This window comes from Sphingomonas sp. OK281 (assembly GCF_900115295.1).
GTDB lineage: Bacteria > Pseudomonadota > Alphaproteobacteria > Sphingomonadales > Sphingomonadaceae > Sphingomonas.
This window is the reverse complement of record NZ_FOVZ01000001.1, coordinates 1,047,336-1,061,730: the sequence shown is the minus strand read 5'-3', so window position 1 is coordinate 1,061,730 and position 14,395 is coordinate 1,047,336. Positions and strand designations below refer to the sequence as shown.

General features: G+C 67.1%; 8 protein-coding genes. 2 read left to right on the top strand and 6 right to left on the bottom strand.

Annotation, left to right across the window (positions count from 1 at the left end; translation table 11 throughout):
* The first annotated feature begins 21 nt into the window (after positions 1 to 21).
* A complete protein-coding gene (locus BM244_RS04795; protein WP_254784267.1) occupies positions 22 to 1,767 on the top strand; it encodes an ABC transporter permease in 1,746 nt (581 codons plus the stop codon).
* Positions 1,768 to 1,784: 17 nt separating this feature from the next.
* Complete coding sequence (locus BM244_RS04790) at positions 1,785 to 3,101, top strand: ABC transporter ATP-binding protein (protein ID WP_093398126.1); 1,317 nt, start codon at positions 1,785 to 1,787, stop codon at positions 3,099 to 3,101.
* 17 nt (positions 3,102 to 3,118) lie between these two features.
* Here the strand turns inward: BM244_RS04790 and BM244_RS04785 are convergent, their stop codons facing one another.
* The 6 genes from BM244_RS04785 to BM244_RS04765 form a co-directional block, all read right to left on the bottom strand.
* Positions 3,119 to 5,380 (bottom strand): glycosyltransferase family 4 protein, encoded by a 2,262-nt coding sequence (locus BM244_RS04785; protein ID WP_093397702.1) that lies wholly within the window; start codon positions 5,378 to 5,380, stop codon positions 3,119 to 3,121.
* Positions 5,377 to 6,477, bottom strand: coding sequence for a zinc-dependent alcohol dehydrogenase (locus BM244_RS23365; protein WP_217649076.1), 1,101 nt, complete (start codon positions 6,475 to 6,477; stop codon positions 5,377 to 5,379). The genes BM244_RS04785 and BM244_RS23365 overlap by 4 nt, the downstream gene beginning before the upstream one ends.
* Positions 6,470 to 8,545 carry a glycosyltransferase gene (locus BM244_RS23360; protein WP_217649075.1) on the bottom strand — a complete coding sequence of 692 codons (2,076 nt, stop codon included), beginning with the start codon at positions 8,543 to 8,545 and terminating at the stop codon, positions 6,470 to 6,472. The genes BM244_RS23365 and BM244_RS23360 overlap by 8 nt, the downstream gene beginning before the upstream one ends.
* Positions 8,542 to 10,917, bottom strand: coding sequence for a UDP-galactopyranose mutase (gene glf / locus BM244_RS04775; RefSeq protein ID WP_254784266.1), 2,376 nt, complete (start codon positions 10,915 to 10,917; stop codon positions 8,542 to 8,544). Before glf ends, BM244_RS23360 begins: the two co-directional genes overlap by 4 nt.
* 36 nt (positions 10,918 to 10,953) lie before the next feature.
* Positions 10,954 to 12,147 (bottom strand): glycosyltransferase family 4 protein, encoded by a 1,194-nt coding sequence (locus BM244_RS04770; RefSeq protein ID WP_093397699.1) that lies wholly within the window; start codon positions 12,145 to 12,147, stop codon positions 10,954 to 10,956.
* A 124-nt stretch (positions 12,148 to 12,271) separates the two neighbouring features.
* Entirely contained in the window at positions 12,272 to 14,371 is a 2,100-nt protein-coding gene (locus BM244_RS04765; RefSeq protein ID WP_093397698.1) for a putative bifunctional diguanylate cyclase/phosphodiesterase, read from the bottom strand.
* Between the last annotated feature and the right edge of the window lie 24 nt (positions 14,372 to 14,395).

Sequence of the window (14,395 nt, the reverse complement as noted above, 5' to 3'; positions counted from 1 at the left end):
CCTGCGGAAGAGGACGGCGTGGTGGCTGATCCGGTGGTAAATGGTGGCCGGGTTCGTTCGTTCTCGCGGATCCTGCGGCTTACGCAACCCAACCGGGCGGACGTTATCGCATTCGTGCTGCTGATCGGCATCGCGGCCTTGCTGGTCCGGGGTACGGAGGGGGTTGCCGAGCCATTGTCGCGCCTGCGGGTCGAGCCCGTGACGCTCGATCCGCGCTACCTTCCCTATTATGCGCTGCGCACGGTGATCCGCATGTTCGCGGCGTTGGCGGCGAGCCTGGTCTTCACGCTCGTTGTCGCGACGCTCGCGGCCCGTAGCCGCAGGGCCGGACAAATCATCGTGCCTATGCTCGACATCCTGCAATCGGTGCCGATCCTCGGGTTCCTGACCTTCACCGTGACCTTCTTCATGGGACTGTTCCCCGGCCGGATCCTGGGCGTCGAACTGGCGGCGGTGTTCGCGATCTTCACCAGCCAGGCGTGGAACATGGCGTTCAGCTTCTACCAGTCGCTGCGCTCGGTGCCGTCTGACCTGGACGAGGTGACCCGAGGCTTCGCGCTGTCGCCGGTGCGCCGTTTCCTCCGCCTCGACTTGCCGTTCGCCACTCCGTCGCTGGTCTGGAACGCGATGATGTCGATGTCGGGGGGCTGGTTCTTCGTCGTCGCGTCGGAAGCGATCACGGTCGGCAATACGACCGTGACGCTGCCCGGCGTCGGATCGTGGCTGGCACTCGCCATCGCGCGCAAGGATTTCGGCGCGATCGGCCTTGCCGTGCTGGCGATGGGGATCGTCATCCTGCTGTACGACCAGCTCGTCTTCAGGCCGGTCGTCGCCTGGGCGGATCGCTTTCGCTTCGAGCAGACCGCCAGCACCGAGCGGCCGCGATCCTGGGTCTACGACCTGTTCCGCCGCACGCAGCTGTTACCGGTGGTGTTCGCGCCGGTAACCGCGCTCGGCCAACTGCTGCTGACGCTCGACCGGAGCACGGCCCGCGCGCAGCAGGTACGAGTTCGCGAGCCGAGCATGGTGCTGGAGCGATTGTGGCAGGTGGCGGTTCTGGTCGCGGTAGTCGCCGCACTCTGGCTCGCGGGACGCTATGTCTTTGCGACGCTGGGACTGGGCGATGCGGTCGCGGTATTCGGACTTGCCTGCATCACCATGCTGCGGGTCGTCGTCCTGATCGCGCTCGCGAGCCTCGTCTGGGTTCCGATCGGCGTCTGGATCGGCCTCAACCCGAAATGGGCTGAGCGCCTGCAACCCGTCGCGCAATTCCTCGCGGCGTTTCCCGCCAACGTGCTGTTCCCGTTTGCGGTGATCGCGATCGTCCATTGGCGCCTGTCGCCCGACATCTGGTTGTCGCCGTTGATGATCCTGGGGACGCAGTGGTACATCCTGTTCAACGTCATCGCCGGCGCAAGCGCGATCCCGACCGACCTGCGCGAAGCCGCCGGGATGTTCGGCGTGCGCGGCTGGCAATGGTGGCGTCAGGTCGCGCTGCCGGGCGTGTTCCCCTATTACGTCACCGGTGCGCTGACCGCGTCGGGCGGATCATGGAACGCCAGCATCGTCGCCGAGGCGGTGTCCTGGGGGACGCAGAAGGTCGAGGCGCACGGGCTCGGCACGTTCATCGCCAAGGCAACCGAGGCCGGCGATTATCCGCGCGTCGCGCTCGGCATCGCGGTGATGTCGATGTTCGTGATCGCCTTCAACCGGCTCGTCTGGCGTCCGATGTACGCCTTTGCCGAACGCCGTCTCCGGCTCGCCTGATGTCGAAAGGACCAGACATGGCAACAGCATTTCTCCGCGCCCCGGCCAGCCGCTCGCTCGTCGAGGTCGAGCATGTCAGTCATCGCTACGGCCGCGGCGACAGCGGCGCGCCGGTGCTCGACGATGTCAGCCTGACGCTCCACGAGGACGAGGTGGTCGGGTTGCTCGGTCGTTCCGGCTCCGGCAAGTCGACGCTGTTGCGCTCGATCGCCGGGTTGATCCGGCCGGACGAGGGGAGCGTACGGTTCGCCGACGTCCCGGACGGCCCTGCGCACACGATCAGCATGGTCTTCCAGACCTTCGCGCTGTTCCCGTGGCTGACCGTGCTCCAGAATGTCGAGCTTGGCCTCGAGGCGCAGCGCGTTCCGGCGGACGAGCGGCGCACCCGTGCGCTGGCGGCGATCGACCTGATCGGGCTCGACGGGTTCGAGAACGCGTATCCCAAGGAATTGTCGGGCGGGATGCGCCAGCGCGTCGGGCTGGCCCGCGCGATCGTCGTCAATCCGTCGCTGCTGTTGATGGACGAACCCTTCTCCGCGCTCGACGTGCTGACCGCGGAGACCTTGCGGACCGACCTGCTCGATCTGTGGGCGGAAGGGCGGATGCCGATCAAGTCGATCCTGATCGTCACGCACAATATCGAGGAGGCGGTACTGATGTGCGATCGCATCCTCGTCTTCTCGTCCAACCCGGGCCGGGTCGCGGCCGAGATCACGGTCGACCTGCCGCAACCACGCGACCGGCTGGACCCGGCGTTCCGCGCGCTGGTCGATGACATTTACGCGCGAATGACTGCACGGGCGCCCGCGGAGCCGGTACGCGACGGCCTGTTTCCCGGCACCGGCATCCAGATGGTGCTGCCGCGGGTCTCGACCAACGCGCTGGCCGGGCTGATCGAGGAGGTCGACGCCAGCCCGTTCGACGGCCGCGCGGCGATGGCAGACCTTGCCGACCAGCTCCAGCTGGAGATCGACGAACTGTTTCCGATGGCGGAGACGCTACAGCTGTTGCGATTCGCCGAGTTGCAGGGGTCGGAGATCCTGCTGACGCCGGCCGCGCGGCGCTATGCGCAGGCCGATGTGGATGCGCGCAAGGCGCTGTTCGCGCAGGCGTTGCTCGCGCATGTCCCGCTCGCACAACACATCCGGCGGATCCTCGACGAGCGTGTCGGTCACGTCGCGCCCGCCCGCCGTTTCCGTGACGAGCTGGAGGATCACATGTCCGAAGACTATGCCGCCGAAACGCTGCGGACGGTGACGCACTGGGGCCGCTATGCCGAAGTGTTCGCCTATGACGAGGACATGGACCGGTTCAGCCTCGATGATGCCGTGTGATGCGCCGCCTTCCCGCGCTACGAAGGCCTGGGATGACGCGAGAGCGGATCGGTTATGACATTTGCCAGGTCGACGTGGGGAAGTCTGTCGCGGACATCGAACGAGCATGCGAGCAGACCGTTGGGGCAGTAGCGATCGTCGTCCCAGCCTGGATGGTCGAGGATCGGGTAGAGGCACACGCCTTCGATCGGTACGCCGAGCGACTGGGCGATGTTCACCTCGCGCAGGATCATGCGGAGCCAGGCGGGGCGGGCGCTACCTTCGATACCGGTTTCGGCGATGAAGATCGGGCGGCCGTAGCGCGCGTACGCATCGGCGAGGATGGCGTGGAGCGGTCGGCTTAGGGGGTGATCGTACGACAGCGGTGGGCCGCCGTGGATCCACTGGTTGTTGTGGTAGAAATTGACGCCGATGATATCCAGCAATGGCGCGCGGCCGCCGATCTGGGGCCAGGCTTTCCCGGCGATCATGTCCCAGGCCTGGTATTGCGCGAGGCGGTGGCCTTCGGCGGCGGGGGCATCATTGGGGCGGGCGGGGTCGGTGATGACGTTGATGACCGGGTCGGCGTGCACGAACCTTGCGGCGGGGTCGACCGCGAGGATCGCTTCCATCGCGGCGATTGATGCGCGGGCGAGTTGGACCTTGAGTTCGTAGCCGCGGCCTCGGGCGAACGGGTTGAGATAGGCTGCGTCGCCGCCGCCCCAGGCGAAGAACGAGATCTCGTTGACCGGGGCATAGAAGCGGGTCTCGCCGGGCGCGGCCGGGCCGATGTGGCGCGCGGCGGCGGCGGCGAAGGCGGCGAAGCGCGTGACGAAGGCGGGCGTCCAGATGTCGATGTCGTCGGGCCAGCCGTAATGCAGCAGGTCCCAGATGACTTCGGTGCCGATCGCCTTGGCGGCGTCTAGCTGGCGATCGAGGCTGGACCAGTCGTAGCGGCCGGGTTCGCGTTCGATCAGATGCCAGCGCAAGCCGTCGCGGACCGTCAGGATGCCGAGCTTGGCGAGTTCGCTGTAGTCATGCGCGGCGAGGGTGTCGTGATGGCTGGCCGCGATGACGTCGACGCGCTTGCGGTCGTGCGCACGCCGGTGGGTGGAGGATTCGAAGCCGCCTTGCAGGAAGCTCCGGAATAGTCCGGTCGGGCGAGGTAGCGGCGGTCGGTCGGTAAGGACTTTGGCGAACAGCGCTTCCCAGAGGGGGACTACGGCGGCGACGGCGTATTCGCTGTCCACCTTGGCACGGAGGGCGGTGCCGAGGCGGGTTCGGAGTGCCGGGTCTTCGAGCAGTCTGGTGATCGCAGTAGCGACCGCGGGCGGATCTTCGTGGGGCACGAACAGACCGCTGACCCCGTCAACGATCTGTTGTTCGGAGCCGTTGTCGCGCGTTGCTATGATGGGGAGGCGTGCCGCGCCCGCTTCGGCGATGACGTGCGGCATGCCTTCGCCGCGCGAGAGCCAGACGTAGACGTCGAGCGCGGCGAGCAGGTCGGGCACGTCGTCGCGGTCGCCGAGGAAGGTCAGCGCGGTGTCGAGGCCGAGCGCGTGCGCGCGGTTGCGGAGTGCGGCGGCGTATTCGGGGATGAAGGCGTCCGGTCCGCCGATGATGACGAAACGCGCCCGGGGGTGGCGGGCGTGGACGAGCGCGGCGGCTTCGATGAAATCCTCGACGCGCTTCTTCGGGTCGAGACGGCCTAGCCAGCCGATCAGCGGTACGTCTTCGGTGATCCCTAGCGCCGCTCGCACGGGGGCTCGCCGGGCTGGGTCGAAGGCGTGCGTGTCGACCATCGACGGGATCTCGATCGCGTGGTGTTCGCGGCCGGGCATGCGGCTCGCGGCAGCGTCGCGGATCGAGGCGCAGACGCCGACATAGCGCGCGGTGAAATGCTTGGGGCCGGCGAGCGCTTCGGAGACGAGGCCGCCATGCTCGATCAACGGTGGGCGGAGGTGCATGCGTTCGAGCGCGGGATAGATGTCGGCGACGTTCTGGCACGAGACGACGACGTCGTACGCGGGCAGCTTGCTCGCGAGGTAGGCGACGGTCTCGTCGAAGCCGAGCGCGTAGGGCGTGCGGTCGACGGGAACGCCGATCGCTTCCAATTGCGCGTGCGTCTGCTCGGGCATGCCGTCTTTTCGGAAGCACGCGACGACCTCGATCCGGTAACGCGTCGGGTCGAGCGCCTGGGCGAGCAGGCGCACCTCCGTCTCCTCGCCGCCGACGACGAGCCAGGCGAAGACGAACAGGATGCGGATCGGGCGGGCGTCGGCGGTAAGCGCGGTACTCAATCGCCGACCTTGAAGACGATCTGGAGGAATTCGGGCCGCTCGCCGACCAGCCGCGCGATGAAGGCGGGGGCGTCGTCATAGGGTACGACGTGCGTGATGAGTTGCGCGCGGATCTCCTGGCCACGCGCGAGCAGCAGCTTCACCGTCTCGTTGGCGAGGCGGCGGCGATCCCATTGGAAACCGAGCCCGCGCGGGACGCGGTTGATCTGGGCGCAGCGGAGGTTGAGGCCGTTGTGGTGGAATTCCTCGCCGAGCCGGAGCCGGTCGGCGCCGCCCTGGTAGAAAGCGAGATCGATCACCGTGCCTTGTGGCCTCAGCGCGCGCATCGCGGCGTGGAGGCTGGCGGCGTCGGCGCGAGTCTGGAACACGACGTCCGCGCCGCGGTCGTCGCCGCCGTGGAGCCAGCGTGCCTTGGCGTAGGCCCAGGCCTGATCCTCGGTCATCGCGGTGATGCCGAGGCATTCGGCGCGCAGGCGGCGGAAGGGGGACGGGTCGGCGATCACGACTTCGCTCGCGCCGGCGGCCTGGGCGAACAGGGCCGTCAGCATGCCGACGATGCCTGCGCCTATCACCAAGGCGGGGCGGCCGCGGATGCCGTCGCCGAGGTTGACCACGTTGGGGCCGAGTAGTTCGGCGTCTGCGTGAAGAATGCCGTTGGCAGCGATCGGACCCATCTGGCCGATATAGATGCCGAGGATCGGATCGAGCTCGGGCGGGAGCTTGGTCAGCAGGTCGTTGAACGGGTCTGCGGTGTGGCCGGTCTTGTGGCCGAAGACGGTGCCGACGACGTCGCCGTTGGTGAAATCGTCGACCCGGCTGTCGCCGACGCGCGCGCATTCCATGTAGCCGAGGAACGGCACCGGGTATTGCGCGCTCGGTTCGCCGGGGACGAACACGCCGCGACCTGCATCCCAGCGCGAGTGGAGATACGGGTTGCTGTTCTTGACGAAGGTGAGCTCGGTGCCGGCGGAGAACCCAGTGTAGAGCAGGTCGAGCCGGACCTGACCGTCGCCCGGAGGTGCTTCGTCATAGCCGAAGAAATAGGCCTGGCCGGGCCGTTCGACGCCGAGCGAGCGGACGTGGCGCCACTCAGACATGCCCCATCTCCTTAGTTGCCTCGCGCTCGCGGACGTCGATCGCGCGGCCTTCGACGGCGGAGCGTTCGATCGCCAGCGCGAGGCGGAGCGTTTCGAGCGCGGCGGGGTAGGGGCAGCGGATGCGGTTCTCGCCCCCGCGAACCGCGTCGATGAAGTCGCGATCCTCGAGCACGACCGGATCGCTGCCGGTGCCGCGCACCGGGCGGCCGCGTCCGATGTCGATCATCACGTCGCGGTCGGTCAGTTCGATCGCGAGGCCCTCGCCGAACAGGTGCAGCCCGACGCGGTGGTTCCAGTTGAGCAGGCACGTGGACGCAAAGTTGGCGATCGCGCCGCTGGCGAAAGTGAGCATCGCGGTGCTGGTGGTGGCGACGTCGAGACCGGGGAAGGCGGCGCGGTCGATGTGGCCCGACTGGCCGTAGACGCGGACGACGTCGCCGACGAGGTAGCGCGCGAGATCGACGAGATGCGTGGTCTGTTCGAGCATCTGGCCGCCCGATGCGTCCTTCTTCCACCACCAGCGCGGCGGCGGGGTTGAGTCGAGCCAATAGCCGGAGAGCAAGCGGGCGGGGGTCGCGGAAAGCAGCGCCTTCACCTCGTCCACGGTGTCGAGATAGCGCCAGTGATAGCCGACCGCGGTGACGAGGCCGAGCCGATCGACTGCGGCGGCGACGTCCTCTGCGGTGCCGAGGTCTAGCGCGACGGGCTTCTCGACGAAGAACGGCAGCTTGTGCTCGATCGCGAGACGTTCGGGTTCGCCGTGCGCGAAGGGTGGCACGCAGATGTAGAGCGCGTCGAGTTCGACTGCGGCCAGCATCGCTGCGGCATCGTCGAATGCACGCGCGCCGAAACGGGCGGCGGCTTCGGTCGCGCGCGCCATGTCGACGTCGGCGACCGCGACGATCGCGACGTCGTCGAACTGCTCCAGCACGCCGAAATGACGGTTGGCGATGCCGCCCGCACCGATGAACCCGATCCGTGTCCGTTCCACGCCGTCTCCCTTTGTGTTTTGGTCTTGCACCGCGGCGTACACCGCGCGCGTGTCGGCGATCATGCGATCGGCCGAGAATAGGTCCTGCTGGCGCTCGATCGCGGCGCTGGCCATTGCTTTCAGGCTGTCGCGGTCGGCTAGCAGCGCGACGACGGCATCGGCGAAACTGGCCGGGTCCGCGGCGGTCAGGCGACCGGTGACGCCGTCCTCGATCGCTTCGGCATTGCCGGGCGCGACGGTGGCGACGACGGGCAGGCCGGCGGCCATCGCTTCGAGCGCGACCAGCGGCAGGCCCTCGAAGGCCGACGGCAGGACGAGCAGGTCTGCAAGCGTCATCAGGTCGGCGACGTCGCTGCGGGTGCCGAGCATGCGCACGGTGCCGGCCAAGCCCTTGGCTGCGATGGCGCGTGCGGTTTGGGTGAGGAGGGGACCTTCGCCAGCCAGCAGCACGATCAGGTCCGGGTGCGCGGCGCGGATTGCTGGCAGCGCGTCGAGAAGGAGCGCATGGCCCTTTTGCTCGGCGTAGCGCGCGACCATCAGGAGGACGGGGGCATTGCCGACGCCCCATTCGCCGCGGAGGGCTTCGCGCGAGCGAAAGGGTTTGTGCACGCCGACGCCGTTGTGGATCGTTGCGACAAGAGCCGGATCGACGCCGGCTGCGCGGTGGCTGTCGCCGACCGCGTCCGAGACGCAAATCAGGCGTGCGAGCGCGGCCGAGGTGTCGCGGTGTTCGTCGCGCTGCGCGGGGTCGGTGAGGAGGTAGGGGAGGTGTTCGGTGCGGATCACGGGCACGCCGGCCGCATGCGCAGCGCGGACGGCGGCGTGGCCTTCCCATCCGATGCCCGCATGGACGTGTACGATGTCGGGCGCGGCGCGGTCGAGCCAGCGCGCGAGGTTTGCATCGTCGTCGAGCGCCTTGACCGCATAGCCCTTGGCGGCGGCGTGTTCGAGCAGGCCGGTGCCGGGGCGCGCGGCGACGACGATCTCGTCTCCGCCCAACCCTTCGGCAAGCGTCATCATGTGTGCGCCGACGCCGGACGGGGCGAGGCTGTCGGTCAGCAGGCAGATGCGGGTCATTCGGCGGCCATCACGGGAGTTTCGAGGACGGCGGACTTGGCGACCATGCGGCGATACGTCGCGAGCGCCTGCCCCACGACTTGGTCCATATTATAGTAGCGATAGGTCGCGAGCCGGCCGACGAAGGTCACGCCTTCCTCCGCATCGGCTAGCGCCTCGTAGCGTTTGAACAGCGCCTGGTTTTCGGGGCGGGGGATCGGGTAATACGGGTCACCCTCCGCACTCGGGAATTCGTAGCTGATGCTGGTCTTCGCGTGAAGCTGGCCGGTTAGGTGCTTGTACTCGGTGATGCGCGTCTGCGGCACGGTTTCGTCCGGGTAGTTGACGACCGCGACCGGCTGGAACTGCGCGACGTCGTGCGTTTCGTGGCGGAACTGGAGGCTGCGATAGGGCAGCTTGCCGAAGCGGAAGTCGAAATATTCGTCGATCGGGCCGGTGAAGACGATGTGGTCGACGTCGATGCGGTCGATCACGTCGCGGTATTCGACGCCGAGATCGAGCGTGATGCCGGGGTGGTCGAGCATCGCCTCGAACATCCGCGTGTAGCCGTTCGCGGGCATCGCCTGGAATTTATCGGTGAAATAGCGGTCGTCGGTCGAGGTGCGCGTCGGCACGCGCGCGGTGACGGTGCGGTCGAGTTCGGACGGGTCGAGACCCCATTGCTTCCGCGTGTAGCCGCGGAAGAACGTCTCGTAGAGATCGCGGCCGACTGCGGCGACGACGACGTCTTCGGAGGTGCGGATGTCCTCGACCGATTCCGCGCGGCTGGCGAGGAAAGCGGCGGCTTCCGCATCGTTCTCGAGCGACAGGCCGTAGAGTGAGTTGAGCGTGGTGCGGTTGATCGGCATCGGGACGAGCTTGTCGTCGACGCTGGCGAGGACGCGGTGTTCGTACGGGCGCCACTCGGTGAAGCGCGAGAGATAGTCGAACACGTCGGCGGAGTTGGTGTGGAAGATGTGCGGGCCGTAGCGGTGGATCAGCACGCCGGCCGCGTCGTGCTCGTCATACGCGTTGCCGCCGATGTGCGGGCGGCGGTCGACGACGAGGACGCGCTGGCCGCTGTCGCTGGCCAGGCGTTCGGCGAGGACCGCGCCGGCGAACCCTGCGCCGACGATCAGCGTGTCGTAGCGTTCGCGTTTCGCAGGCGGACGGAAGGCGCGTTTTGCGTGGAGGACGCGGTCGATCTCGGTGGCCATGGCGGTTTGCGTGCGGTCCCAGGATTGCGTGGCGAGCAGGCGCTCGGCTTCGTCTCGCCATGCGCCTTCGCGGGGGAGGGCGAGCGCGGCCTCGCAGGCGGCGACGAACGAAGTCGCGTCGGACGCGATCGTCACGGCCGCTGCGTCGCCGTAGTGGCGGATCACGTCGACGATCGGTGTCGAGACGACGGGCAGCCCGCCGGCGAGGTATTCGGGCGTCTTGGTCGGGCTGATGAAGCGCGTCGCGGCGTTGATCGCGAACGGCATCAGCGCGACGTCCCAGCCGGAAAGGTACGCTGGGAGTTCGTTGTAGCCGCGCCCGCCGAGCCAGTGGATGTTGGCGCGGCGCGGCAGGTGCGCGGGGTCGATCTTCACGACCGGACCGATCATCACGAACGACCAGTCTGGCCGCTGAGCAGCGACCGCGTCGAGCAGCGCGAGGTCGATGCGTTCGTCGATGACGCCGAAGAAGCCAAGCTTCGGACCGGGGATATGGCGCTGGTCCTCGGGTTCGACATTGCCGGTGCGGGCTTGGGCGAAATGCGCGACGTCGACGGCGGAGGGGAAGGCGTGGACGTCGCGGTGACGGCCGCGCTTGGCTTCGTACAGGCTGTAGCCGCCGGTGAAGACAAGGTCGGCGCGCGCGAGCAGCCCCGCTTCGCGGTCGAGCAAGGCTGGGTCGGCGAAGCGGAACGCAGACAGTTCGTCCATGCAATCGTAGACGACCGCGGCGACGTCTAGATGTTCGGCGAACGGGAACATCATCGGGGTGTAGAACCAGAGCACCGGCTTCGCGCGAACGCTCGTCGCGACCAACATGTCGAGCAATTGCCGTAAGCCCGCCTCTACCTGCTGGGCATTCCACCAATGCGGGAGGCGCGGGCGCAGCGCGATTACATTGTCGGCGGGAAACTGATGGTGTTCGAGGAAAGGCAGCGGATGGTCGCAGGGGATGTGCTCTTCCCACACGAACACGCTCTGGTTCTGCGCGAACCGCTTCATCAGATGCTGTGGACGCTGCGTGACGAAATCCCAGCGGAGGTGCGAGAAGCAGATCAGCGGCGGGGCGTTTGCGTCATCGGAACTAGAGAGGCTGGGGGTGGGTCCGATACCGTGCACGCTCTTCCAATCCGCGAAACCGCGGTGATCCGCGTTGTTGATGGAACCTAAAACCATGTTCCGACCGAGTCATCCCGGTCGGCCATGTATTTGTCATTGCTTTGCATCATGTATTTGCTCGATTATTTGCGCCAATCGCGACACGCTGTGCGTCCACGTCCAACGCTCCAATACGGCGTCGCGGGGCCGAAAATTGGCTGTGGTTTCACGCATTGTAAGGATCGCATCGGCAAACCCGTTCGTCGAAGCGATCATGCCGGTCTCCGGCAGTATGAACTGCAATCCGCACCGCAATTCGGCGTTGGCGAGTACGGGCAGGCCGGCGAGCATGTATTCGGTGAGGATCGCAGGAGCGCCATCGTCGATGCCACAGACGACACCGAACTTGGCGCGGTTCATCAGGCGGTTGACCTCGTCGATGGGGACGCCGGGCGGTCCGACGAACTCGATCGACAGGTTCTGGTCGCGCGCGCGGTCTCGCAGCATGTCGGCATCCTCGCCGTAACCGAAGACGCAAAGCGCGCGGACGTCGCGCGGCAGTCGTGCGAGCGCGTCGAACAGGATGTCGTGGCGCTTGTACGGCTGTGCGGCGGCGACGTAGATCAGGTCGAGGTCCTTGGGCGTGCCGAGCGGGCGGAACTGGTCGATCGCGGCGAACTCGGGACCGACCGGCAGGATCGCGGTCGGCATGCCGGGGTGGCGGGCCTCGACCTCGTCCGACTGCCACTGCGCACCGGTCAGGACGAGATCGAAATGTTCGCTGACCTCCGGCGGTACGCGGAGCGAAGGCGCGTCGATCGAATTGTACAGGATGATGCTGTTCGCGCACAGCGCCAGCAGGTCGGGGGCGACGCCGAGACCCAGCACGACGAGGATATGCGGCGCGCCGAAGGTTCGCACGAAGCTTGCCATCTCGGTGGACGCGAACGGCGCACGATGATGGTCGAGCCGGAATGCGCGCCTTGCCAGTACCGCGCTATCTCGATGGAACGGCGGCTCGTCGTCGCCGCGCCAATGGTGCCAGATTTCGGCCTGGTCGACGATACCGGCGGCGATCAGCGCGAGCGGGAGGCGTTCGAGATATCCGCCTGCCACCTCGATTGCGGTCTCGGCTTCGTTTTCGGAATCCTTTCCGGTCCAGGGCTGGCTTGCCGGATCGTGAGCATGGGCCGGTAGGCGATCGGTGTCCTGCTGGACCTCCGCGTCGAATGGGCCGTCCACCCAGTCGCTGATGACCACGACGGATCGCCGAACCGTCAAGTTTGCCGCTGCCGTCCGTGTCGCCATCGTTGCTCTCCCTCGTCGCATTCAACGCGCGTCGACGAGGATGTGCCCACCGGTTTTCGATCGGGCTTTTCGATCGGGGCTCTTAGTCTAGCGGGGCTATGCTGGCGCTTCCGTCGGGTACGGATCAGTTACCGGTACGGTAGATAGCGGAGGCCCCGGCGTCTGCGGATATGCCCGGCCGTTCTGATCGGGCGTGGTCGTCCATGCGTCGGCTCGGGGCACCGACCAGAAACCCCTGCACCTGGTCGCATCCGCATTGGCGCAGGTCCGCCAGCTGCGCCTCGGTTTCGACGCCCTCGGCGACGATGGTGAGGCCCAGGCTCTTGCCGAGGCCGATCGTCGCCTTGACGATCAGGGCAGCGGATGTCTGCGTCTGCATCGCCGCGACGAAGCTACGGTCGATCTTGATCTTGTCGAACGTGAATTCCTTGAGATTGCTGAGCGACGAATGCCCGGTGCCGAAATCGTCCATCACGATCTTCGCCCCGTAGCCGCGCAACGCCTTGAGGATGGTCAGGACGTTCTCGCGCTGAAAGCCCAGCAATGTCGCGCTTTCGGTAACCTCGACGTCTAGTCGGTCGAGCGCGATGCCCCAGTGCAACGCCGCGTCGTGGATCTCCGCGGCGAGGCCGGGCGAGCGGAACTGGAGCGGTGACAGGTTGATCGCCAACGACAACGTCGGATCCCATGTCGACGCGGTCGCCATCGCCCGATCGATCACCCAGGAGCCGATCGGCTTGATGAGCCCGGTCGATTCGGCGACGGGCACGAAGACCTCTGGCGCGATGTCGCCGAGCAACGGGTGATGCCAGCGGAGCAGCGCTTCGTAGCCGACGATCCGCATCGACGCGGTGTCAGCGATCGGCTGGAACGCGAGATGCAATTGCTCTTCTGCGATCGCCTGATCGAGATCGCGCGCGAGCCGGAGCCGCAGATTCTCCTCTTCCTTTAGGTGCTTGTTGAAGAAGCGCGCGGTATTCCGGCCATCCGCCTTGGCGCGGTAGAGCGCGACGTCGGCGAGTTCGTGCACCTCTTCGCCGGACTGGCCCGGTTCGGCCAGCGCCACGCCGATGCTCATCCGTATCGCGGTGTCGTCGTCGGCGGACTCGGCGGTCTTCCGGTAGATGCGCGAGAGCAGCGCTTCGGCGGCGGCCGGCTGGGACTGCGCGACCTGGATGATGGCAAATTCGTCGCCACCGATGCGCGCGACGAGATCGTCGGCACGCACGCACAGCGACAGGAGTTGGGCGGCACGCTTTAGCGCGCGATCGCCGCCGGCATGACCGAGGCGATCGTTGATCGCCTTGAACGCGTCGAGATCGATCGCGAACACCGCCACGACGTCGCCGGTCCGCATGCTGCGCGACAGTTCGTGCGCGAGACGGCTTTCGAAGAGCAATCGGTTGGCGAGGCCGGTCAGCATGTCGTGGTGCGCGAGAAACTCCGCGCGACGCTCGGCCGTGCGGCGGCTCTCTACCGCGCTGCGATATTCGGATAGCCCGCGCGCCAGATCGCCCAACTCGTCCGCGCGTGCGAGGCCCGGTATTCCTCCGTCGCCTTCGCCGACCTTGAACTCGCGCAACCGCGCGGCGATCGCGGTGATCGGCAGCAGCAGGTTTCGCCGAAGCCACAGCGTCATGCCGAAGATGATTGCGACGATGACCAGCCCGCCGAGCAGGACCGCGAGGACGTCGGTGCGGCTCTCGCGCTGGTTCTTGTCGGCGGCCTGCCAGATTTCGAGCGCGATCGCTTCGCGCGCGCGACTCCGGTTGGTCTCCAGGACGCGTAACGCATCGAGGAACGGCGGCATCATCGCCTTGACCCGCGACGGTTCGGTGCGCGCGACCGCGATCAACGTCTTCGATGTCCGCGCGAAGTCCACCGCATCGCGACGGGTCTCCAGGATCGTCATCCGGCCAGGGTCGGGCACGAGCGTGCGAAAGGATGCGGCGGACGACGAGAGTTGCTCGAACTGGTCGGCCTGGCGAATGAGGCGGGTCCACCGCGTCGCCGGTACCGGGATGCCGCGCTCGGCTTGGCGCGTCGTATCGCCGACGTCGATGCGAAGCCGTCGCTGCGCGCGATCGAGCCGGTCCTCGACGCGGAGTGCATCGCTCAGCAGCGTGATACGGAGGTCTGCCTGGTGGATCTTGTTGCCGACCGAAAGTCCGATCGCAAGCAGACCCAGCGCCAGCACGATGACCGTCGCGCACGCAATCGACACTCGCGCCGATATCGAAAGTCGCAC